General features: G+C 41.1%; 21 protein-coding genes. 13 read left to right on the forward strand and 8 right to left on the reverse strand.

Features of this window, described 5'->3' with window-relative positions:
• Nucleotides 1-26 precede the first annotated feature (26 nt).
• The 3 genes from PU629_RS04645 (at nucleotide 27) to PU629_RS04655 (ending at nucleotide 3197) form a co-directional block, all read left to right on the forward strand.
• Nucleotides 27-1220, forward strand: coding sequence for a M20 metallopeptidase family protein (locus PU629_RS04645; RefSeq protein ID WP_275283109.1), 1194 nt, complete (start codon nucleotides 27-29; stop codon nucleotides 1218-1220).
• A gap of 78 nt (nucleotides 1221-1298) precedes the next feature.
• On the forward strand, nucleotides 1299-2558 hold the full coding sequence (locus PU629_RS04650) for a metal-dependent hydrolase family protein (RefSeq protein ID WP_275283110.1): 1260 nt from the start codon (nucleotides 1299-1301) through the stop codon (nucleotides 2556-2558).
• 156 nt (nucleotides 2559-2714) lie between these two features.
• Complete coding sequence (locus tag PU629_RS04655; protein ID WP_275283111.1) at nucleotides 2715-3197, forward strand: hypothetical protein; 483 nt, start codon at nucleotides 2715-2717, stop codon at nucleotides 3195-3197.
• Between the two features lie 217 nt (nucleotides 3198-3414).
• On the opposite strand, the gene PU629_RS04660 is transcribed toward PU629_RS04655, so the two are convergent.
• The 5 genes from PU629_RS04660 to PU629_RS04680 form a co-directional block, all read right to left on the reverse strand.
• Nucleotides 3415-3930 carry a TlpA disulfide reductase family protein gene (locus tag PU629_RS04660; RefSeq protein WP_275283112.1) on the reverse strand — a complete coding sequence of 172 codons (516 nt, stop codon included), beginning with the start codon at nucleotides 3928-3930 and terminating at the stop codon, nucleotides 3415-3417.
• Nucleotides 3931-3959: 29 nt separating this feature from the next.
• Nucleotides 3960-4652 (reverse strand): cytochrome c biogenesis CcdA family protein, encoded by a 693-nt coding sequence (locus tag PU629_RS04665; RefSeq protein WP_275283113.1) that lies wholly within the window; start codon nucleotides 4650-4652, stop codon nucleotides 3960-3962.
• A 95-nt stretch (nucleotides 4653-4747) separates the two neighbouring features.
• Complete coding sequence (locus PU629_RS04670; RefSeq protein ID WP_275283114.1) at nucleotides 4748-5731, reverse strand: SCO family protein; 984 nt, start codon at nucleotides 5729-5731, stop codon at nucleotides 4748-4750.
• 97 nt (nucleotides 5732-5828) lie between these two features.
• Entirely contained in the window at nucleotides 5829-6419 is a 591-nt protein-coding gene (locus PU629_RS04675; protein ID WP_275283115.1) for a DeoR family transcriptional regulator, read from the reverse strand.
• A gap of 188 nt (nucleotides 6420-6607) precedes the next feature.
• Nucleotides 6608-7111, reverse strand: a complete 504-nt coding sequence (locus tag PU629_RS04680) for a hypothetical protein (protein ID WP_275283116.1) — start codon at nucleotides 7109-7111, stop codon at nucleotides 6608-6610.
• A gap of 667 nt (nucleotides 7112-7778) precedes the next feature.
• Here PU629_RS04680 and PU629_RS04685 point away from each other — a divergent pair.
• The 7 genes from PU629_RS04685 (at nucleotide 7779) to PU629_RS04715 (ending at nucleotide 13523) form a co-directional block, all read left to right on the forward strand.
• Nucleotides 7779-8078: a hypothetical protein gene (locus PU629_RS04685; RefSeq protein WP_275283117.1), complete on the forward strand. Its 300-nt coding sequence runs from the start codon at nucleotides 7779-7781 to the stop codon at nucleotides 8076-8078.
• A complete protein-coding gene (locus PU629_RS04690) occupies nucleotides 8071-8526 on the forward strand; it encodes a hypothetical protein (protein WP_275283118.1) in 456 nt (151 codons plus the stop codon). The genes PU629_RS04685 and PU629_RS04690 overlap by 8 nt, the downstream gene beginning before the upstream one ends.
• A gap of 317 nt (nucleotides 8527-8843) precedes the next feature.
• Nucleotides 8844-9626: a metal ABC transporter ATP-binding protein gene (locus tag PU629_RS04695; protein ID WP_275283119.1), complete on the forward strand. Its 783-nt coding sequence runs from the start codon at nucleotides 8844-8846 to the stop codon at nucleotides 9624-9626.
• A 13-nt stretch (nucleotides 9627-9639) separates the two neighbouring features.
• Nucleotides 9640-10461 carry a metal ABC transporter permease gene (locus PU629_RS04700; protein ID WP_275283121.1) on the forward strand — a complete coding sequence of 274 codons (822 nt, stop codon included), beginning with the start codon at nucleotides 9640-9642 and terminating at the stop codon, nucleotides 10459-10461.
• A 62-nt stretch (nucleotides 10462-10523) separates the two neighbouring features.
• Entirely contained in the window at nucleotides 10524-11474 is a 951-nt protein-coding gene (locus PU629_RS04705; RefSeq protein WP_275283122.1) for a metal ABC transporter solute-binding protein, Zn/Mn family, read from the forward strand.
• An 84-nt stretch (nucleotides 11475-11558) separates the two neighbouring features.
• The gene (locus tag PU629_RS04710) at nucleotides 11559-12653 is read left to right on the forward strand and encodes a permease (RefSeq protein ID WP_275284357.1); all 1095 of its coding nucleotides are present in this window, start codon (nucleotides 11559-11561) and stop codon (nucleotides 12651-12653) included.
• 18 nt (nucleotides 12654-12671) lie between these two features.
• Nucleotides 12672-13523 (forward strand): TIGR03943 family putative permease subunit, encoded by an 852-nt coding sequence (locus PU629_RS04715; protein WP_275283123.1) that lies wholly within the window; start codon nucleotides 12672-12674, stop codon nucleotides 13521-13523.
• A gap of 107 nt (nucleotides 13524-13630) precedes the next feature.
• Here PU629_RS04715 and PU629_RS04720 read toward each other — a convergent pair whose 3' ends face one another.
• On the reverse strand, nucleotides 13631-14875 hold the full coding sequence (locus PU629_RS04720) for an N-acetylmuramoyl-L-alanine amidase (protein ID WP_275283124.1): 1245 nt from the start codon (nucleotides 14873-14875) through the stop codon (nucleotides 13631-13633).
• 365 nt (nucleotides 14876-15240) lie between these two features.
• Between PU629_RS04720 and PU629_RS04725 the strand changes: the two genes are divergently transcribed.
• Nucleotides 15241-16362: an ABC transporter ATP-binding protein gene (locus PU629_RS04725; protein ID WP_275283125.1), complete on the forward strand. Its 1122-nt coding sequence runs from the start codon at nucleotides 15241-15243 to the stop codon at nucleotides 16360-16362.
• A 102-nt stretch (nucleotides 16363-16464) separates the two neighbouring features.
• Nucleotides 16465-17955: a glycine betaine ABC transporter substrate-binding protein gene (locus PU629_RS04730; protein WP_481900500.1), complete on the forward strand. Its 1491-nt coding sequence runs from the start codon at nucleotides 16465-16467 to the stop codon at nucleotides 17953-17955.
• Nucleotides 17956-18064: 109 nt separating this feature from the next.
• On the opposite strand, the gene PU629_RS04735 is transcribed toward PU629_RS04730, so the two are convergent.
• Nucleotides 18065-18262, reverse strand: a complete 198-nt coding sequence (locus PU629_RS04735) for an alpha/beta-type small acid-soluble spore protein (protein WP_275283127.1) — start codon at nucleotides 18260-18262, stop codon at nucleotides 18065-18067.
• A gap of 1105 nt (nucleotides 18263-19367) precedes the next feature.
• The gene (locus tag PU629_RS04740) at nucleotides 19368-20192 is read right to left on the reverse strand and encodes an AraC family transcriptional regulator (protein WP_275283128.1); all 825 of its coding nucleotides are present in this window, start codon (nucleotides 20190-20192) and stop codon (nucleotides 19368-19370) included.
• A gap of 115 nt (nucleotides 20193-20307) precedes the next feature.
• On the opposite strand from PU629_RS04740, the gene PU629_RS04745 reads away from it, so the two are divergent.
• Complete coding sequence (locus PU629_RS04745) at nucleotides 20308-22332, forward strand: beta-galactosidase (RefSeq protein WP_275283129.1); 2025 nt, start codon at nucleotides 20308-20310, stop codon at nucleotides 22330-22332.
• Nucleotides 22333-22578 lie beyond the last annotated feature (246 nt).

Genomic DNA, 22578 nt, shown 5'->3' on the forward strand with positions numbered 1-22578 from the left:
AGATCTAGATATACAAGGAGGAGCCTATGTTAAAGACATCTGTTCATGAAGAACTCATCGCTCGGGTTAAGGATGAAGTGGTGGAGTGGCGCCGGCATTTTCATCAGAATCCAGAACTGTCTTTTGAGGAAGTGAACACAGCCCAATTTGTTTACGAGCAGCTTGAATCTTTTGGCGGGTTTCAGTTAAGTCGGCCAACCAAAACAAGCGTCGTAGCACGCCTTGTTGGCAGCCAGCCAGGTAAAGTTATTGGTCTTAGAGCGGATATGGACGCTCTTCCGATTCAAGAAGAAACCCATTTAGAATTTGCCTCTAAAATTCCTGGTGTTATGCACGCATGCGGGCATGATGGACATACCGCGATGCTTCTCGGAGCGGCAAAGATCTTTAGCCAAATCAAGGATGAAATCAAAGGGGAATTAGTGTTCATCTTCCAGCATGCTGAAGAGCTTCAGCCAGGCGGGGCAAGAGAGCTTGTTAAAGAGGGCGTCGTTGATGAGGTGGATTATATATTCGGAATTCATCTTTTTTCAACTCTTCCCGTTGGAAAAATTGGTTTAGTTGTCGGTCCAATGACTTCCAATTCGGATGCTTTTGATTTGAAAATTACTGGGAAAGGTGGGCACTCCTCACAGCCTGAGAACTCCATTGATCCCATTGTGATTGCGGCTCAAGTCATTACGAACCTCCAACAGATTGTTTCGAGAAACATCGATTCTGCTGAGCGGTTGGTTTTATCTACAACGACATTAAAAGCGGGAACCGCCAAAAATATTATTCCTGAATCTGTTGAGATAGGCGGCTCCGTTCGTTCTTTGACGCCAGAGGTTCGTGAGCAGGCGGTTTCTTTGATGCACCGAATTATTAAAGGGGTAACAGAAGCACATGGCGCATCCTATGAGCTTGACTATCAATATGGATACAGCAGTGTTGTAAACGAGGAGTCCCTCGTAAAAGTGGTGGAGGCGGTTGTAAGAGAACAATTGGGTGATGATTTTGTGGCCTATGGCGGTCCGGTCATGGGTGGTGAGGATTTCGCGGCCTATCTCGACAAAGCGCCTGGCTGCTTCATTGGAGTCGGGGCTGGAAATCCGGAACAGGGCTTTGATTTCCCGCATCATCATCCTCGTTTTGGCATTGATGAAGCTTCTTTGGAGCATGGGCTCAGAATTTGGGCGAATCTGCCTCAGAAGGTCTATGAACTGTTAGGTGACGAATAAGCGACTGATCCACTAAGATTTGACCAGCTGAAACGTGTTTGACAGGAAAGAATCTACTAAAAATAGGAGGGAATTAAGATGGGATATAAACTTATTAAGAACGGAACATTAATTGATGGAACAGGTGCGGTCGTTGAAAACGCAGCGATTTTAATTAAAGACAATAAAATTGAAGCGGTTGGTCCATTAAATGAAGTCAAGCAGCCGCTAGAAGACGTTGAAGTGATTGATGCCCAAGGTGGGACGATTCTTCCAGGTCTTATTGATACACATATCCATTCGATGATGGAAATTAAAGATATCCGTGAAACGCTTGTGACACCTTTTTCCATGCGCTTCTATCAAGGGATGCACTACTTAAAGCGCACTCTTAATGCCGGGATTACATCAGCCCGAGATGCTGGGTTTACAGACGTTGGTGTAAAAGAGGCGATTAACAGCGGGTTGATTAAGGGTCCTCGTTTACAAGTTAGTATTAACCCTTTAACCATTACCGGGGGGCATGGGGATTCCTGGAATCTATCAGGTCTTGATACGACTCACCCTACTTATCCTGGGATGCCAAGCGGCCTTTGTGACGGCCCTGAAGAAGTGCGCAAAAAAGTGAGAGAAATGCTTCGCGCAGGTGCTGATATTGTTAAGGTTCACGCAACAGGCGGGGTGATGAGTCCAACTGACCATCCTGAGTTTACGCAATTCTCACAAGAAGAACTTGAAATTATTGTGCAGGAAGCGCGTTTCCGTAAAGGCGTGAAAGTTATGGCTCATGCTCAGGGCTCTGAAGGGGTTAAAAATGCGATCCGTGCAGGTATTCATTCGATTGAGCATGGCATTTTCCTGGATGATGAAGCGATTGAACTTATGCTTGAAAAAGGCACTTACCTCGTTCCGACTTTGTTGGCGCCTGTTTCTGTCTTGGAACAAGGCAAAACAAGTTCAGATATGCCGGAGCATTCTGTGCGTAAAGCATTAGAAGTGATTGACATCCATAAGGACAGTGTTAAGCGTGCTTATGAAGCGGGTGTTAAGATTGCTATGGGAACGGATGCTGGGGTGATGGCGCATGGTACCAACTTGCGTGAACTTGGTCTCATGTGTGAAATCGGGATGTCACCAATGGAATCGATTATGGCCACTACTAAAGTTGCAGCTGAATGCATGGGCTGGGGCGATCGTCTTGGAACGGTTGAAGAAGGGAAGCTTGCTGACATCGTGATTTCAAAATACAATCCTCTTGATGACATTCACACACTAGAAGACAACGACAACCTTGTTGTGGTCCTCAAGGATGGCGTGGTAGAGAAAAACCTACTGGTTGAAAACAAGGTGCTTGTATAAAAAAAGGTGGTTGGCGAGCCTTAAAAATTGAATAAATAAAAAACTGCAGACAACGCTCATGTTTGCAGTTTTTTATTTACGCCTAAAAGTGAATTTATTCATTAATCTTGGATACTTTAAAAAAGAATCGACAATTTAAGTTGAGGTGTTCATTTAATGGCTACCAAAAGGCACAAGATTTTTAATGGATTGATAATAGGGTTATCTTGGTCAACAATCCTTTTTTTAGGTAAAAGAAGCCTAAAACGTTATTCTGCTGCGAGTGCTTTCATTGTCGTGTTTGAAATTTTAAATCATGTGTACGGTCATAAAAAGAAATGGTGGCAGTTTTATGAAAGGCGCAAGTTTTTTATGCGAGATGAACTTCCTTTTGATATTGGTCCTTACATGCCGATGTCATTATGGATATTGAACTATTCTTACGGCAATTTTAAAAAATATGTCCTTGTCAATGCGCTTGCTAATGGAGGATTTGCATTTTTAGGATTACCTATTCTAAAAAAAATGAAGATTGTTCGCCTTAATCGATTAAACTATCTGCAATTCTTTATATACATACATTACAAAGCTTATCTAATGTATGGTATACAATATCTTATTGAAAAAATGAAAAGCCATCATGGTGTGCTTGATAAATGACCTATTTTCCCGGCTGAAAAAGAAATAATTAGTGAAGTCATTCACAATCGGGCGCTTTTCCTTTAGACAAGTTGGCGTCCTTTATCTATATTGCGATTAGATTGGCGATTGGCTTTTATAGGATTAAATGAATGGAACCTAAGATAAGTAATGTTAAATGACAAGATGATTTGAGTATGCCATTTTTATCTTATTTTTGTTTATCAGTCAAGTGCCTCTATTGGATGGTTGATAGGATGCTTTTCAGCTTTTTTGCGGTAATTTGTCCGACATATATCTTTTTTATGATGCCTCTACTGTCTATAAAATAAGTGGTTGGATAACCTTTAACTTGAAATAGATCGGAGTACCTTCCCTTTGTGTCCAAAAGAATTGGATAGTTGATCCGATTGTTCTTGGAAAAAGTTATGACATGCTGTTGGTCCTTCTCTGTTGAGGTCGCGTTGATTCCTAAAATGACGGTCTTTTGCTTTTTGTGTTCATTATAGAACTTGTTAAGGACAGGGAGTTCATTTTGGCAGGGGGTACACCAAGTTGCCCAGAAATTAACAATTACGATATCTCCTTTAAAATCGGTCAGCTTGCTCCTCTGCCCATTTACGTTTTTAAGAGTAATAGTTGGGGAGCGGTTCCCAACTTTAATTCCAATCTGAGTTTTATAATGTTGAGCGACATCATAGACACCCCAAATCACCAACAAGATTAAAAAGGTGATCGTTAATTTGGTTTTCATAAACGCCTCCGAAAAGTTCAATGTGAAAATTAGCCAGTTAACCAGGCATTTAACCGATCTAATTGGTTGGTATACATTAATAATCCAAAGATAATAAGTAACCAGCCGCTAATAATGGTGAGAAGCGGCAGCCATTGGTTTATTCTTTTTATCATAACGAAGGAACAGGTCATGCCTACTCCTATTAGAATAAATGGAAGGGCAAGTCCGATGGAATAGAGCAGAAGCATGATGGAGCCATCTTGAATGGTGCTTGAAGAACTCGCGAGTAATAGAATTGAAGCCAACGTCAGCCCGATACAAGGAGACCATCCAATTGCAAAGAACATACCCATGATGAAGGCGTTTAAGACATTCATATGTTTTGTTTTTAGCCAAAACCGCTTCTCTTTAAATAGAAAGGTAAGCTTGAGATAACCAATCAATTGGAAGCCGAAGATCACAATGAGCAAACCACCAATTTTATTAAGTATCACCTGATAGTGAATGAACCAATGCCCAATGAGACTGGCTGACGTCCCAAGAATGGTGAAAATCAGGCTGAATCCGACGGTAAAGGCAATTGATCTGATGAGAACTAGACGTTTTGTGGTGTTAATTTTTCCTGATTGAACCGTTCCACCTGTCAGAACAGCAATGTAAGCAGGAACTAGCGGCAGGACGCATGGAGAAAAAAACGATAAGAGGCCTCCTATTAAGGCAAGTGATAAAGTGACATGCATATCAAAACATCCTTTTAAAAGTGTTATCGTCTGTAAAAGGACAACGCTTTCAGAAGCCGATAAGAAATAATGACGCTTCTGATACGAAATGACTGTTAATGGCGGACAGTCATTTCCTTTGTCGGCATGGTATGGCTGCCCCTAGCGGTCACATGTGCGGTAACTTCATAAATGCCATTAGTCTTAAAGGTGAAGGAAAGGGAATAGAGGCCATTTCCTTTATTTTTTGCTTTATACATCTTAGAATTCTTTTGGTCGCCCTTTTTCCAGATCTCGAACATCACTTCTTCTGCATCTGCGACAGGTTTATTCTTTTCGGTCACTTTAACTGTAAGCAGACTTTTTTGCCTGGCCTTAAATTTTTTACCCTGAATAGTCACTTTAAGAGGAGAACTGGAGTCCATGGGCATGGACATGTCTCCCCCCATTGCCATACTAGGTCCTTTTTTGTCCAAAGCCAGAACATCTTTTACAATTTGATTAAAAGGTACATCTGAAAAACCATGATAGAACTTAACAATTTGTCCATTTTGATTGACTAGATAATAGGAGGTACCATGAGTATACTGATTGGAGCCCTTTTCTGGCTGAGCAATAGCGGATTTAAATGAATTCACGGATAGGTCTTTGATCGTATCAAAACTATAGCCGGTCAAAAAATGCCAGTTAGATAGATCAGCTCCATATTTTTTACTGAATGGTATAAGTTTATCCGGCGTATCATCCTTGGGGTCAACGCTGAACGAGACAATTTGTACGGCTGCACCCGCTTTTTTTAATTTCTCTTGTAATTTAACCATGTTTGCTGTCATTGGAGGACAGATACTTACACAATTCGTAAAGTAAAAGTCCGCTAACCATACTTTTCCTTTCAAATCAGAAAGTCCATATGGTTGTCCATGTTCATCGGTAAAATTAAAATCTTTTACTTTCCAGTTGGCGTTTGAGACATCCGTGACGTTATCTGGCTTGTTTTGAGAGGCTGAACCGCTTGCTTTTGTAGAGGGGGAGTTTAATCCACAGCCAGAAATCAGCGTCATGAACATGGACGCAAATAAAAGTACGATGATTTTTTTCATCTCGTTTCATCCTCTCAGTATTTAATTTTCTAATCTTGTTTAATTAGACAACCCTTTGTAGTTCTAATAAGGTGGATGTTTGGAAACAAAGATCCGATTAATCTTGTTTTTGATGACAGTGAAGGGTACCGTTTACCGTTTTCAAGGTTAATTGTTCGAGCGCTTCATTAAGACTCAGTATTTCCCCTTCAAATCCTTTTATAAATTGTTCAGCGTGATGCCGATGTTCAAATGGAAGTATCTGAGGCTTGCAGCATCCTAAGTTCAAAGTAGTGCCGGTTACAAACCACGCTTCGTGTGCACTGATGGTGGTATGTCTTAAAAAATCATAACAAATAGCCTGGAAAACTTGATTGCCTAATTGTTGCCCGCGAAGGAGTCCGCAATGTACACAACAGGCAACCTCCATCTCTCGATTGGTCAAAATTAGGCGATAAGCAAGTCGCTCATTGATTACTTTCCTGCAATAGACACATTCATTTATCAGAGAAACCTCCTTCGATTCACTGCGAACCCAACTAACACCTCCAAAGGTTTTAACCACAATGCCTTCCTCAACGAGCGGCTTGAGATCACGATGAATCGTCATCTCAGAAACACCAAGTTCTTTGCTAAGTTCAGCTATTTTCATTGTTTGATTGGTACGAATTAAAGCTTTGATTCTCTCTCGTCGTTCATAAGGCAACATAATAGGGACTCCTTACGTTAATAATTGTTTAATTCTAACAACTCTTATCATACCTTTAATGGAGCAGACCTTCAAATACTTTTAAGCGGGATGGATAATTTAAACCATTCAACTACAAAAACCTATGGGTTTCGCAGGAGTTCTAGACTGATGCGGTATTCATAGGTTTTTGTTTTATTCTTTTTATTTTAGCTTGATAGGGTCTTGCTTTCCGACTTATCTTGTAGAAGCTCTTTTTCTCTTGGTTGGAGCTTAATAAAAAATAACAATTTAAGAATAACTGCCATCAGTAAAATAAAGATCGCATCCATAAAGATGGAAAACCAAGCAGGACTTAGATGTGCCATCATCGGTGCCATTAACCCCATCATTCCACCCATTAAGCCTGAAACCATCCCATCAACAATAGCGAACACTTTTAAAGGCTTTCCAATTATAAATCCCACGGCTATACCCAAAAGAATGGATACGATGAATGGGGAGTGAATGAAAACGGCGAGGAGGCTAGCGACTGTTAAACTAATTAGCGTGCTTAGTGACATGACCACAACATGAACATGAGAGCTATCATTAAATTTTTCTGAATGAAGATAAATAAAACCGATCGCGAAACCTGATAAAACACAGATAAGGATTAGGCTTAACACACCAGTTAACATTTTCATCAGCCTTTCAGTAATAAGATGATTCAACTTAACTCCTTTTGGTGATTTAAGAAGATCGCTATGTTCAAGATATATGTTTTATTATAACAAAAGATAACACTAAAAGGCTGAGGATGTTTTTTTTTATATTGGATAGGCTATTCATCTTATAAATTATTTATGTCGATATTCATATCTGATTTAAATACGTTTGTTTAGCTTGTTATAAAATAACATAATTCATCATTATGTCACAACATATCACAAAAAGGGTATTGTGGTTTTCAAAATTTATTATTATGATTTCTTTAGATTAAGGTGTTTTCCTTTAGTTAAATAGGTATTAAGGTGCAAGTTAAGTTGGGCATTGACAGAATCTAATTTGGGAATCAGAAAGGAGAAGATCAAAAATGACGTTACCTGCTAAAGCGACTATCACACCAAAACAGAGGAGTCAGTTGAAATCTTTACGATTAAGTCTTGTTATAGTTGGACTAGGGCTCCTTACATTGTTCCCCTGTTTTGTAAAAGGCTCCTGCAGCCATCTCGAACGGGAAAGAAATCGTCTAAAAGGGTGAGGATCTGCACGACTTCTATTCGTTACAGACTGGTTGTTATAAGCGGACTCGTCATCCTTGCGATTATTGTCATTTTAGTGACTGGACATTCAGATTTTATAAAGCGCGTTTAACGTTTAGAATGGTGCGTGTTGCTGATGCAGAAATTATTAAGAGTGATTCATCGAACCGCTGGATTAATTGGGGCCTTATTTATCTTGTTCATGGCTGTCACAGGCATTCTATTAAACCATCGTTCGCTTATAGGCTATTCTTCAAATACTCAGAGGAAGATGCAAGAATTTATCTTTGGTCTTCACTCAGGGAATATTGGGAATCTATCAATTGTCTGGTTCACTGACTTGGGCGCGGTTTGTATGATCGTGCTAAGCCTTACAGGAATCTGGATGTGGCTAGATTTACTACTAAGAAAAAAAAGGAGAAAGAAACGTGTATAAAAAACTAATAACAGTCGTCTTTGGTGCTTTGCTTATTTTTGGTCTTGTAGGTTGCGGGAGTTCATCCAACACGAACAAGGATTCATCGATGAAGGGAATGAAAATGGATTCTTCTATGAAAATGGGGAATCAAGATAAAAACTCTTTAAAGCAAGCCTTTCAAGACGAACTAAATGGCTTTACTACTATTGAAAACGATGTGAACAAAAAGGATTATAAGTCAGCTAAGACACTTGCAGGAAAGCTTCATGATGAATTCCACGCTGAGATCCTCCCGCCGTTGAAGGATAAAAAAGGAGAAACCTATGCAGAGAATATCCATGGTAAATATGATGAGCTTCAGGATGCGATATCTGATGAAAATACTTCCAAAATCTCCAGTCTCATTAAAGTGAACCGAGATAATCTCCATACCGTAGCCAAAATTTTAGGGGTCTCACTGAATTAATTAAGCTTAAATAATGTACTTCAAATCAATGAAAAGATGGTTTCCAAGCTTGCTTCGGAGCCATCTTTTTTTATAGTCAATTTAGCTTTTGGGTAAACAAATTAAGTCCATTCCGCTAGAACCTGTTATCATGTCTGTCATTCCGACAGTAATAAGATAAAGATTCTAGTTTTACTATTAAATGATTCATGCCGGCATCAATAGTCACAAACGAAAGGAAAATGATATCGGAAATAGGTTGACATAATAAATCGTAATGATTACTATTAATAACAGTAACCATTACGATTTAAACTAAACGTGAAGGATGTGTTGATTTGGTTGAAGCGGTAACCTTAAAAAATGTAAATGTATCTCTTGATGGGAAATGGATTTTAAGAAATCTGACTTTCTCAGTTGAATCCGGTGATTTTTTAGGGATTATTGGTCCTAATGGTGCAGGGAAGACAACTCTCATGAATGTTTTGCTTAATGTACTCAAACCACAGGAAGGTTCGGTTGATATGGTCAAAGCTTCAGAGCTTGGCTATGTCCCGCAATCCAGGCAAATTGATCCTGAAATGCCATTGTCTTCTCGGAATTTTGTAAGCTTGGGGCTTCCTCATCGATTTAGACCGTGGTTAACTCGTGAAGATAAGATGAAAGTGGATGAGGCAATGGCGATGACCGATTCGCTGGATTATGCAGGAAAACCAATTGGAAAATTATCGGGCGGGCAAAAGCAACGTCTATTTCTAGCGCAGGCATTGGTCAAAACGCCACAGCTGTTGCTACTAGACGAGCCTACTTCTAATTTAGATCCCGGTGCTCAAGAAACGATTGTATCAGTGGTGGATCGAATACGGCGTGTGCGAGGAATTACGGTGCTTTTTGTAAGCCATGATATCAATTTAATTTCGAGGTATGCCGATCAAATTTTATATATGACCAAGGAGTCTTATGCCATTGGCTCTGTTAATGATATTATGCAGGCCTCTGTCCTGACCAATCTTTATGGCACGCCGGTCGAAGTTGTTCATTCTGGTTCGAATCTATTAGTCTCCTTCGCAAATACAAAAGAAGCCGCGACATCCATATGTGTGCATTCAGTGGCGGAATAGGTGGTCTTTTTCGATGCTTCATTTTGATTTTATGCGGCATGCTTTTATAGCTGGAACGATTGTGTCTATTATGTGCGGGGTTATAGGCGTCTATGTGATTGCAAGAAATCATTCATTTGTTGCTCATGTGTTTTCACATATAGGATTTTCTGGATCTTCCTTCGCAGTCTATATGGGGTTTAACCCGTTAAACGGCTTTCTCCTTTTTACAGTAGTAAGTGCCCTTGCAATGGGCCAAATGGGTGTAAAGGTCTTTAGACGAGAAGTATCCATTAACGTTATTTTGAGTCTTTCTCTTGGGCTGGGGTTATTGTTTTTGTCTCTTTCAACCAAACATGCGAATTCCATGGCTTCGCTTCTCTTTGGAAATATACTCGGAATAAATGCGAATGCCGTATGGCAGATCTCACTTTTATCCATGTTGGTTCTTGTTTTACTCTTTCTAGGTTATAGGATGTTGAACTTTGATTCGTTTGATCCAGTGGGTGCCCAAGCAGCCGGTTTACCTAGCCGCTTTATCTCGATCGCTTTTTTACTATTACTTGCGGTAGCAACGGCAGAAGCTTCCCAGATGGTAGGTGCCTTAATGGTATTTACACTTATGACCATCCCTGCAGCGGCTGCACGTCATTTGTCCCGTTCTATTGGGAGCATGATTGTGATTGCTGCTTTAATCGCGATAATTGGGGTTTGGACGGGGTTAGTGGTGGGTTATTATTCGAACTTGCCGATTACCTTTTTAATAACCGCGTTTGAAGGCGTGTTGTATTTTGCCTCTTTCGGTTGGTGCGTTCTGCGTGAACGTATGACACCTCATGAGGCGACAGCCGTTTAAAAAAAGAAAAGAATAGATTTTTAGTTAACTATACTTAGACAAATGATGAGGAGAAACGAACGATGATTAAAAATAAAACGTGGAAAACATTACAGCTAATAACCGGGGTTGCCGCTTTATCTTCAATCCTACTCTTAAGTGCTTGTGGGACTTCTAACTCGCAATCATCAAGTTCAACCGATTCAGTGGCTGCATCCCCTTCATCCGCCAGTAAAATTAAGATTGTTGCGGCTGAGGACTTTTATGGGGAAGTGGCAAAAGCCGTTGGCGGAGATCGGGTAGAAGTGACAAGCATTATAGATAATCCAAACACCGATCCACATGACTACGAACCAACACCTGAGGTAGCAAGGCGTGTTAGTCAGGCTCAGCTAATTGTCTATGATGGGGTCGGTTATGACGAATGGATGGATAAACTCATTAGCGCGGACTCTTCGTCAAAATCAAAATTGATTACGAAAGTAGCAGATGATGTGTTGGATAAACAAGAAGGGGATAACGAGCATGTTTGGTATAATCCTGAAACGATGCCGAAACTCGCGAAGAAACTGGCAGCTGATTTATCCAAAGTAGATCCGAGCAATAAACAAACGTATCATAAAAATGCACAGGCGTTTATTGATTCTTTAGCACCGTTACAAGAAAAAGTTCAAAAACTGCACCAGCCATCCGGAGAGATGATTGACGTATCAGAGCCTGTTTTTGATTACATGGCCAAGGCGCTAAACCTTCGTGTTAATGATGAGAAGTTTGCTTTAGCTATTGATGAAGGGACCGATCCTTCAGCTGCTGATGTCGCAAAACTGCAAAGTGATATTAAGGACAAAAAGATAAATATGTTTGTTTACAATATTCAAAACACGGGCCCGACTGTTGATAATCTCGTCAAGCTGGCGAAATCTTCTGGGGTTCCAGTTGTCAAAGTGACCGAGACGGAACCAAAGGGTAAAGATTATTTGGAATGGATGGATGACCAATTAGACCAAGTGGCCAAGGCTTTAGGCGAACAATAAATCGAATGTAAGAGCCGTTCTTTTATCCATTACATAAATGAACGCCTTTGATCTCTTTCAATGTAGAGGACTCTTTTGATTGCCATGCCCCCCACGATTAAACATGTAATGGTTTGGTTTAAAGCCATTTCAAGTAATAAATGGAATACAGAAAGGGAAACAAATAACGTGATCAATCTTACAAACAAACGCCGCCTTGCTATTCCATTAGCAATTAGTGTTGTTTTAGGAGTCTTATTTTTTCGAGCCTCTTCTTTATTCGGTAGTTCTAAGGGGAGCGACTCATTCTTACAACCGGTTCATACCATCTTTTTGGCTATATTGGTTGAATCCCTTCCATTTATTTTAATTGGGGCCATTCTCTCTTCGTTGATCCATATTTATATAAGTGAAGAGCGATTGGCTAGGCTGTTTCCTACGCGAAACATAGGTTCAGTCCTAGTGGGGGCTTTAATAGGATTTATTTTGCCAGTTTGTGATTGCGGGACTATTCCCATTTCAAGAAGTCTATTGAAAAAAGGGGTACCGCTTCCTGCCGTGATTTCTTTTGTGCTCGCTGCTCCTGTTATCAATCCTATTACGATGCTTGCAACCTATGTCGCCTTTGGATTCAATTGGAAGATGATGTTATTAAGAGTTTTGTGCACGTTTAGTGTGGCGGTTTTGATAGGGATACTTGCAAGCGGATGGGGTGAAGAGGCCACACTTCCTTATCAGCAGTTGGTTCAAGTGAGGAGCGAATCAACAGCTTCAGCCGCTGGTAAGAAGCAGAAAAAGAATGGGGGTCATCCATTTTCATCCATTATTGACCATACAGTTGAAGAGTTATTTGGGATTTATGGGTACTTGATTATGAGTGCAGGGATGGCTTCCATCTATGAAGTTTACCATACTCAATATGTCGCTAATCTTTTACCACAGCATGGGGTATTTGGCGTCTTAACGATGATGGCTTTAGCGATCCTCTTTTCCTTATGCTCGACAGCCGATGCGTTTGTTGCCCGAACCCTTGCGCCAATGGCTTTTTCAAATGGTCCGATCTTAGCTTTCATGGTAGTTGGACAAATGGTGGACGTCAGAAATATATTCCTGCTACCTAAGACATTTGGTAAACAGGTGTCCATTAAACTAATTGGGAGAGTTTTATGTTTATGTTTTTTAATCGGATTATTTCTATAGGTTGAAAAGGAGATGACTATGCAGTTCTCCATTGATTCATCGAAGCTCCTTAGAGGATTCATTTTAACTGCGATTTCGATTTTTCTCATTCATTTAGAACGATCGGGTGCCATTCATTTTCTTGTTTCGCCAATTATGACAACCGTTATTGGTATGGCTGTCATTCCACTTAGTGTAATAAGCATAATGACACTGGTTTCAAGTCTTTTAAAATTGAAAACAATTGCATGCACTCATGAAATTGTGAACCCGCACGAACACGAAGAAGGAGAGGGGCATCACCATTTGGACCATAAGTCCTTTTGGTATCGACTAACGATTGGCTTGATGCTTCTCTTTATTGTTCTAGCGGTTACTTGGCATCCTTCTTCTTTAGGAACGAATATGATCAGTGACCAGACGAGTTCGATGGGATCGAACCTTTCTACTGTTTCTCAATCCACATCTGCCTCGGGCAATCAGCTTATTAGTACAGAGAGGAAGGGGCCGACACAAGCCACTATTGCTTTTAAATACAATCAAAATCCAAAGCGTTTTATCGGAAAATCATTTAACATGATAGGATTTGTCTATCATCCGAGCGGTCTTTCTAAAAATCAATTTATATTGACAAGATTCTTTATTTTTTGTTGTATAGCGGATGCGATTCCAATTGGTGTAGCGGTCGAGAGTCCACATGCGGCTCAAATTAACAGTAATACGTGGGTTCAAGTGTCAGGCATCCTTCAAGAAGAAGAATTACCTGTATTAGAACAGATTGAACCAACCGCAAGCTGGGTTCCTAGAGATAACAATCAACCGGTCCTAATCGCTCATGCCATTAAAAGCATACCGGTCCCGAGTCAACCTTACATGGTTCCTGGCTTATAAAATGAAAAGGCTCCGGTTCGGTGTTTGAGATAGGCTTTTCGAAAAAAACAGCAACTTAATGAAGATCAAAGACACGAATGTCTAGATTCGTCTCTTTGATCTTTCTATTATTCGACTGAAAAATAGTCAAGCAATCCTTGATAGACGCCCTTGGCAACTTGATCTCGATAAGTCGCGTTTTCCACCACTGAATCATCGTGCTGATTTGATAGAAAACCAAGCTCAATAAGCGTACAGGGTTGAGTATTGTTTCGCAGCACATCCAAATTATCAAAACGTGTTCCATCGTTTTGTAAGCCTGTTGATTTCGTGACCTCTTTTAGGAGATCCGAGGCCAATTGGTTATCTCGTGCTTTTTGATAGTAAAAATCGAGGATCCCATTAGCGGAGCGATTGCTAGCTTCATTGTAATGGAAGCTAATAAAGGCATCCGCATGATTTTGGTTGGAAAGGGCAGCCCGTTGTTCTAATGGAATAAACGTGTCAGTAGTTCGGGTCATCATAACATGGGCACCGGCACTTTTAAGTTTTTGAGCGACATCGAGCGCAGTGGCCAGTGTCAAGGTTTTCTCATGAGTACCGGAAATCGGACTCGTTGTACCATCATCTTTTCCGCCGTGACCGGGATCAAGGACAATTGTTTTCCCGTAAAGAGGACTCTTCTGGCTTTGTGTTGGCTCTTGCTTAATGGTTTTGGCAGCTGCTTGTCCTTTTGCTGTAATTGTGGTGTTCTCAGAAGCTTGAGACGTACTGATTTTACTTATAGTATGGGTCGAAACCTTTGATTGTTCGGCTTTGTTTGAAGCTATTTTGTCATCCTTTGTAAGATACATTTCGTCTACCCAGCCTTGGGTGCCAGAGGCTGACACGATTTTAGCCCATCCATCAAGTTCGTCATGGATGGTGACTTTAGTCTCATTATTTAATTGATCAACCACTTGACTTGTAAGACCTGGCGTTTCTCTCACATTTAAGACGGGGGCTTTGACGGTTGCTCCTATCGATTCAGTAGGAGCTGCTTTGGTGATGTACGTAGTGGAGACCCAACCAGTTTGATTGTTTGATAGTTTGATTTCATCCCAATTATTTTTAGTTTGAATGACTGTCAATCGATCGCCTTTGTGAATGACGGTCATAATGGGACTGGACAGATCCCCTGCTTCTCGAACATTCAGCGCCATAGCCGTTACGATAACTTGGCTCGCGCTCGTCTTTTCAGTCGACTCATTTTGGCCTGCCTTTGCATGGGCGACATGAGTTGTATGAGAAATGATAAGAACGAAGCTTGTTAGCAGCAGGATCAGACCAATTAACAGCGGTTTGATCGTCTTCATTTGATTGTTTAATTGCATGTTAGAACGCCTCCCTTTTTTCTATAAAACTAGTATGGGAGGATGGCTATTAAAATATACTTCTTTTTTTAAAAATTACTAGTTTGATAGAGCCGGTCAATGCAGGAGTTAAGTCCAATCGTTTCCTTTATAGAGCGATTGGCAGGGACGAGATCAGCCCTCACTTCAATGTTTTTTTAGTGTGTCGCTGAAGTCATATTCATTCCTGCTACAACATAATTTTGAAATAAGTTTACCTTATTGATTTGAATTAGTTTTAATAATTTAATATAATAATAGTAAGAATTGTTCTGTAAATGAATAATTCCGATCTTACTTGAGAACCTGCGAATGGTTCTTAAATAACAAACAAAAGAGGTGGGAGTTTGATTCGATTTGAACAAGTGAACAAGGTTTATGACGATGGGTTTCAAGCCCTGAAAGACATTAATTTAGAAATAAGCGAGGGGGAATTGGTTACTCTGATTGGTCCGAGCGGCTGTGGTAAGACGACGACCATGAAGATGGTCAATCGGTTAATTGAACCATCCGATGGAAACATTTTAATTAATGGAAGAAATATAATGGATCAAAATCCGGTTGAATTAAGACGTGATATCGGTTATGTCATTCAACAGATTGGCTTGCTTCCGCATATGACGATTGCTGATAACATTGCGATTGTGCCGAAATTGAAAAATTGGCCGGAAGAGAAATACAAAAAAAGGGTAGATGAGCTGTTAGAGCTAGTCGGCCTTGACCCCTCGGTGTTTAAAGATCGTTACCCTGCTGAATTAAGCGGAGGACAACAACAACGCGTTGGTGTTGTGCGCGCCATGGCCGCTGAACCCCCTATTATCCTTATGGATGAACCCTTTAGTGCCCTCGATCCTATCAGTCGTGAACAATTGCAAGATGAACTGATACGGCTGCAACAAACCATTAATAAAACCATTCTTTTTGTTACTCATGACATGGATGAGGCACTCAAAATTGCCGATCGAATTTGCTTGATGAATAAAGGGGAGATCGTTCAATTGGATACGCCTGAAACGATTCTTCGCCATCCGAAAAATGATTTCGTTAGAGAGTTTATTGGGGAGGAACGCCTCCAGCAAAACGGCATGCCGACGCTTCCACAGCTGAAAAAATTAATTGTAAAAGCCGTTTCTATTTTGGAAGGCCGCGGGTTAGCAGAAGCGTTAAAAATGATGAGGAACAAGCGGGTAGACAGTCTTCTGGTTGTGGATAAGACGGATCAGTTTAAGGGAATAGCGTCTATCTGGGATGTCCAGCAGCATTATCAAAATGAAAAACTTACCCTAAAAGATATCATGAAAACAGATGTTCCAACCTTGCAATTGGATAGCGATGTGGAAGAAGCTTTTGAAATGGTGAATCAATCTCGTCAAGGCTTTGTAACAGTGGTAGACGAATCAGGAAAGCTTCGGGGAATTGTTAACAGAGCAAGTCTTGTCGAACATATCGTCGGACAACTATTTAATTAAAAAAAGAGGTGAAGGACAATCAATCTATTAAATGCTTTTCTAAACAGATGGCCTGATATTTGGAGTCTCACATTAGAACATCTTTATCTATCTTTAATCTCCATTGTGATCGCGATTATCATATCAGTCCCGCTTGGAATTTGGTTAACAAGGCATCGGAAAGTATCAGATGCGGTGATTGGGATTACGTCCATTTTTCAAACCATCCCAAGCTTAGCCTTACTCGTTTTTTTAGTCCCTTTTATAGGAACAGGTAAATTGCCGGCAATCATTGCCTTGACAATCTATGGTCTCTTACCAATCTTGCGTAACACTTATTTAGGCATCCTAAGCGTTGATGATTCCTTGATAGAAGCGGGAATCGGAATGGGAATGACAAGTAAACAAGTGTTGTGGAAGATTGAACTCCCACTTGCATTAAATGTCGTAATGGGCGGTGTAAGAACAGCCTCCGTTCTCATAATTGGTGTAGCTACCATTGCTGGCTTGATTGGAGCAGGCGGGCTTGGTGATCTCATTTACCGCGGTCTGCAAACCTACAATACCGGCCTTATACTTGCTGGGGCCATTCCAGCAGCTCTCCTAGCCATTCTATTTGATCTGATTTTAAAGCGCCTGGAAATTGATGTTACCCCACGAGGCCTTAATAAAGACGTAAAAAAAGCGAAAAAAGGCGTCGTTATTTTCCGTTGGGTCGTCATTGGCATCATTGTATTAGGATTGGTCGGATCCTCCGTTGTACAAAACATCGGCAGCGCGTTAGCTTTCGGGAAACAAGATACCATTACGATTACAGGTAAAAACTTCACGGAACAAGAAATCATGGTCTATATCATGGGTGAATTAATTAAAGATAAAACGAATCTGAATGTTAAGTATGATTCGTATCTTGGTGGCACCGCCCCTGTAATCAATGGAATGAAAAAGGGACAATACGATCTCTATTGTGAATACACGGGAACAGGGGAAATGGAAATTTTAAAAGAAACGCCTAAAACCAATGATCCAGATAAAGTCTATGAGCAAGTCAAAAAAGAATTTGACCAAAAATATAACTTAGAGTGGTTAAAACCTATTGGATTCAATAATACGTATACTCTAACAGTTAGAAAAAGCTTTGCTAAAAAATATAATCTTAAGACGTTTAGCGATCTTAAAAATATAGAATCTCAGTTAACGTTAGGCTCTGAACCAGAATTCCTTGAACGGCCAGACGGCTATCCTGGTCTTGAAAAGGCTTATAATCTTAAGTTTGGAAAATCAAAATCGATGGATGCGGGCATTATGTACAGTGCCTTGAAGAACGGAAATGTCGATGTGATTGATGCCTACTCTACGGATGGGCGAATCCCAGCCTTTAATTTACAAGTTTTGAAAGATGATAAGAACTACTTCCCACCTTACTATGCGGCCCCAGTCATCCGCAAAGAAGTTCTTCAGAAACACCCTGAGCTGAAAACCGTTCTTAACAGTCTTGCAGGTAAAATTGACAATACTGAAATGCAAAAGCTTAATGCAGAAGTTGATCTGCAAAAGAAAGATCCAAAAGACGTAGCCAGACAGTTTTTGAAACAATCGGGTTTAATTAAATAACGTCTAAAAAAGCTCTCTTTCTACTATAGAAAGAGAGCTTGCTTCATTTAGGTGAAAAAGAGAGTAGAGTGAACCTTTTTCACCACTATTAAAAAAATGAAAATAAGTATTAAAAGGAGGTACCGCCCATACGTTGTTGAGCCATTGCCACTAACCGCTTTGTAATCTCTCCACCGACTGAACCGTTTGCTCTTGAAGTTGTGTCAGCACCAAGCTGTACACCAAACTCTTGAGCAATTTCTAACTTCATTTGATTAATAGCGTCTTCTGCTCCTTGAACAAGAATGTTGTTAGAATTGTTAGCCATGTGAATTCCTCCTAAAGTTATGTTATTTCTTGCTGTAAGGATAGTATTTCACGAGATCAATAAAATATGTAAATAAATTGATAATTGAATGTTTTTTTTGGCAAGTGTGTGTTACCCACCATTTTGCCTCCCAACTCGCAGAAATTGGTGGTCCTTCATCCCACACTTTTGGGTCCACTCATGCCTTATTTTTGTGTGATGGAGCCTTCATCCCACACTTTTGGCTCCACTCATGCCTTATTTTTGTGTGTTGGAGCCCCCATCCCACACTTTTGGTTCCACTCACGCCTTATTTTTGTGTGTTGGAGCCCCCATCCCACACTTTTGGCTCGACTCACGCCTTATTTTTGTGTGATGGAGCCCTCATCCCACACTTTTGGCCCCACTCATGCCTTATTTTTGTGTGATGGAGCCCTCATCCCACACAGGAGGCTCGATTCATGCCTCGGTTTTGTGTGATGGAGCCCCCATCCCACACAGGAGGCTCGACTCACGCCTTATTTTTGTGTGTTGGAGCCCCCATCCCACACTTTTGGCTCGACTCCCGCCTTATTTTTGTGTGTTGGAGCCCCCATCCCACACTTTTGGCTCGACTCACGCCTTATTTTTGTGTGATGGAGCCCTCATCCCACACTTTTGGCCCCACTCATGCCTTATTTTTGTGTGATGGAGCCCTCATCCCACACAGGAGGCTCGATTCATGCCTCGGTTTTGTGTGATGGAGCCCCCATCCCACACATTTGGCTCCACTCACGCCTTATTTTTGTGTGATGGAGCCTTCATCCCACACTTTTGGCTCGACTCCCGCCTTATTTTTGTGTGATGGAGCCTTCATCCCACACAGGAGGCTCGATTCACGCCTCGTTTTTGTGTGATGGAGCCTTCATCCCACACTTTTGGCTCCACTCCCGCCTTGTTTTTGTGTGATGGAGCCCCCATCCCACACAGGCGGCTCCACTCCTGCCTTGTTTTTGTGTGATGGAGCCCCCATCCCACACTTTTGGCCCCACTCATGTCTTATTTTTGTGTGTTGGAGCCCCCATCCCACACAGGAGGCTCGATTCACGCCACGTTTTTGTGTGTTGGAGCTCGTGCTTCTTCAAGTTCAATGAAGCTTTCTGAATTGCTCTGGCGGTATACCGAATCGCTTCTTAAATGTTGCGACAAAGTGGCTGGGTGAGCGAAACCCAACCGAGTGAGCTATTTCTTTTACCGTCATGTTCTTAGAATCTGCTAACAGTCGTTTAGCGGTTCGTAGTCTCAGATCAATAAAATAGGAGTAGGGGGAAATAGAAAAGGTTTCTTGGAATAATACATTCAGTCTTCTTGGAGATAAATCAAGATAGTCTGCCAATTCATACAATCCAACTTCAGGATTTCCGACTTGTTGATTCATCCAGTCGATTAGGGGCCGCAATTTGTCCAAATTCCCCGATATGACCGGCTGTTTTTCGGAGCGGGCGTAATGATTGATCATAAGTAAAAGCTGGTAAACCGTTGTTGAAGCTTGGAAACCGAACAGATCCATTTGCTGATCGGTCTGATTAATGTAGTTGAAAATAGGTTGATTAATGGGTGTGTTCGCTTCCCATTGAAATAGAGTATCTAACTTCACTCCGATATGGGCGAGCAATTCGCCGATAATACTCCCGTTAAAAGTGACATAGATGGTTTCCCAATTGTCTGTTCCGGCCTCATAGGAATGAGGTGTATGAGGACGCAGCAGAATCCCGCTATTTTCAGGTATCGTATAGGTTTGTCCATTAATGGTAAATTGACCGGCACCGCGTACGGTTTGAAGCCAGTGATAATGAGGGTATCCGCCTTGCCGATCAATCTTTTCTTGATCAGGATTATAACCGATTGTTTCAATAAATAGAGGCAGGGATTTACTCTGAACAGGTGTTAAAATGATTCTTTTTTCTTTCATCCCTTTCAGCTCCTGAATAGGCCAAATTATTATATAGAATGACAATTTTATTATATTTAAAAGGATTTTGAAAACGGATACAATGATTATATATTATATCACATGGGGGGATAACATGATTAACGATAAACTTCCAAAAATTTGGTACGGTGGAGATTATAATCCCGAGCAATGGGGACCAGATATTTGGGATGAAGATGTTCGCCTTTTTAAACTGGCTGGGATTGATGTGGCGACATTAAATGTGTTCTCATGGGCCAAAAATCAGCCGGATGAAGAAACCTATAATTTGGATTGGTTAGATGAACAAATTAACAGGCTATATGAAAAAGGCATCTATACATGTCTGGCAACGAGTACGGGGGCTCATCCGGCTTGGATGGCCAAAAAATACCCGGATATCACGCGTGTCGATTTTGATGGTCGTAAGCGCCTTTTTGGCGGCAGACATAATTCCTGTCCGAATAGCCCTACATACCGAAAATATGCCGAAAAACTCGCAGGGAAACTCGCGGAACGCTACCAAAATCATCCAGCTGTCCTGATATGGCATGTTTCCAATGAATATGGCGGTTACTGCTATTGTGATAACTGTGCTAAAGAATTTAGGAATTGGCTGCAAAATCGTTACCAAACTTTAGAGGCGGTTAATGAAGCATGGAATACGAGCTTCTGGGGACATACGTTTTATGAGTGGGATGAAATCGTTCCTCCTAATAGTCTCAGTGAAGAGTGGGAAGGAGGGCGCAACACAAATTTTCAAGGGATATCACTAGACTATCGACGTTTCCAATCCGACAGTTTGTTGGAGTGCTATAAACTTGAACGTGATGCGATTCGTAAGTTTACTTCTGATACCCCTATTACAACGAATCTAATGGGATTCTTCCCGCAGCTTGATTACTTTAAATGGGCAAAAGAAATGGATGTTGTCTCGTGGGATAATTATCCGAGAATAGATACCCCGTTTAGCATGACGGCGATGACTCATGACCTAATGCGCGGATTGAAGAGTGGACAGCCATTTATGTTGATGGAGCAAACACCTAGTCAGCAAAATTGGCAGGCCTATAATTCACTCAAACGCCCTGGGGTCATGCGATTATGGAGCTATCAGGCTGTTGCGCATGGGGCAGATACGATTCTATTTTTCCAATTACGGCGGTCTCGCGGTGCGACTGAAAAATATCATGGAGCGGTCATTGAACACGCGGGTCATGAAAATACACGGGTTTTCCGTGAAGTGGCAGAGCTTGGCAGAGAGTTAGGACAATTATCCGATCAGCTTTTGGATTCACGTGTTCAGGCAAAAGTGGCGATCGTTTATGATTGGGAAAACCGCTGGGCGATTGACTTATCGAGCGGACCATCTGTTGCATTGAATTATGTGAACGAAGTCCATAAGTATTATGATGCCTTTTATCAGCAGAACATTCCAGTCGATATGATTGGTGTCGATGAGGACTTAAGCAAGTATCAAATTGTGGTTGCACCTGTTTTGTACATGGTGAAACAAGGCTATGCTAAGAAGCTTGAAGACTTTGTCGCAGGCGGCGGTACGTTTGTCACAACCTTCTTCAGTGGATTAGTCAATGAGAATGATCTGGTAACACTCGGAGGATACCCAGGTGAATTACGCCAACTTCTCGGTATTTGGGCTGAAGAGATTGATGCCTTACATCCGGATCAGAAGAATTCCATCGTGGTGAGCGATGAATCAACGAGATTAGCGGGTGAATATACCTGTAACCTCTTGTTTGACCTCATTCATTCGGAAGGGGCAGAGGTAATCGCAACCTATGGCCATGATTTTTATAAAGGGATGCCAGTCGTCACTCGACATACTTTTGGCAAAGGTAAAGCGTGGTACATTGCCTCAAGCCCCGACCAAGCCTTTCTGACCGATTTCGTTACAGAGATCAGCGAACAGCAAGGTGTCTCATCCATTTTACATTCAGATCCAGGCGTCGAAGCAACCATCCGAACGAAAGACGGCAAAGACTACTTATTCGTCTTGAACCATAATGACAAAGAAAGTGACTTGGACCTCGGCGAAACAAGCAAAAAAGACTTACTATCAGGCAAGACCCTATCTGGAAAAGTCTCCATCCCAGCCAAAGATGTTCTGATATTAGAATGAAACGGGGGAATGAAACGGGGGGACGGTTCTTGCGTTTCATTCGGATTCCGAAACGAATAAAACGCCAAAGGTGGGTGCAGGAATAGATCAATCTTAAATCGCTTTAAGGTTTAGGGACCTTTTAAATTATGGAATACTGTTATCTTTTGAACTAAAAGATAATCAGTCAAATATGAACAAATAATCCCCCCCTCCATTTTTACACTAGGGGGATTATTGTTTTTTTTTAGAAAACAAGTTGAAAAA

The organism is Pullulanibacillus sp. KACC 23026 (assembly GCF_029094525.1).
Taxonomy (GTDB): domain Bacteria; phylum Bacillota; class Bacilli; order Bacillales; family Sporolactobacillaceae; genus KACC-23026.

Bases quoted from the DNA above. Each gene is read 5' to 3' on its own strand.
- PU629_RS04705 (WP_275283122.1), top strand. From the start codon at position 10,524: ATGATTAAAAATAAAACGTGGAAAACATTACAGCTAATAACCGGGGTT.
- PU629_RS04740 (WP_275283128.1), bottom strand. From the start codon at position 20,192: ATGAAAGAAAAAAGAATCATTTTAACACCTGTTCAGAGTAAATCCCTG.
- PU629_RS04675 (WP_275283115.1), bottom strand. From the start codon at position 6,419: ATGTTGCCTTATGAACGACGAGAGAGAATCAAAGCTTTAATTCGTACC.
- PU629_RS04710 (WP_275284357.1), top strand. From the start codon at position 11,559: ATGCCCCCCACGATTAAACATGTAATGGTTTGGTTTAAAGCCATTTCA.
- PU629_RS04745 (WP_275283129.1), top strand. From the start codon at position 20,308: ATGATTAACGATAAACTTCCAAAAATTTGGTACGGTGGAGATTATAAT.
- PU629_RS04665 (WP_275283113.1), bottom strand. From the start codon at position 4,652: ATGCATGTCACTTTATCACTTGCCTTAATAGGAGGCCTCTTATCGTTT.
- PU629_RS04720 (WP_275283124.1), bottom strand. From the start codon at position 14,875: ATGCAATTAAACAATCAAATGAAGACGATCAAACCGCTGTTAATTGGT.
- PU629_RS04670 (WP_275283114.1), bottom strand. From the start codon at position 5,731: ATGAAAAAAATCATCGTACTTTTATTTGCGTCCATGTTCATGACGCTG.
- PU629_RS04735 (WP_275283127.1), bottom strand. From the start codon at position 18,262: ATGGCTAACAATTCTAACAACATTCTTGTTCAAGGAGCAGAAGACGCT.
- PU629_RS04650 (WP_275283110.1), top strand. From the start codon at position 1,299: ATGGGATATAAACTTATTAAGAACGGAACATTAATTGATGGAACAGGT.
- PU629_RS04645 (WP_275283109.1), top strand. From the start codon at position 27: ATGTTAAAGACATCTGTTCATGAAGAACTCATCGCTCGGGTTAAGGAT.
- PU629_RS04715 (WP_275283123.1), top strand. From the start codon at position 12,672: ATGCAGTTCTCCATTGATTCATCGAAGCTCCTTAGAGGATTCATTTTA.
- PU629_RS04660 (WP_275283112.1), bottom strand. From the start codon at position 3,930: ATGAAAACCAAATTAACGATCACCTTTTTAATCTTGTTGGTGATTTGG.
- PU629_RS04685 (WP_275283117.1), top strand. From the start codon at position 7,779: ATGCAGAAATTATTAAGAGTGATTCATCGAACCGCTGGATTAATTGGG.
- PU629_RS04655 (WP_275283111.1), top strand. From the start codon at position 2,715: ATGGCTACCAAAAGGCACAAGATTTTTAATGGATTGATAATAGGGTTA.
- PU629_RS04700 (WP_275283121.1), top strand. From the start codon at position 9,640: ATGCTTCATTTTGATTTTATGCGGCATGCTTTTATAGCTGGAACGATT.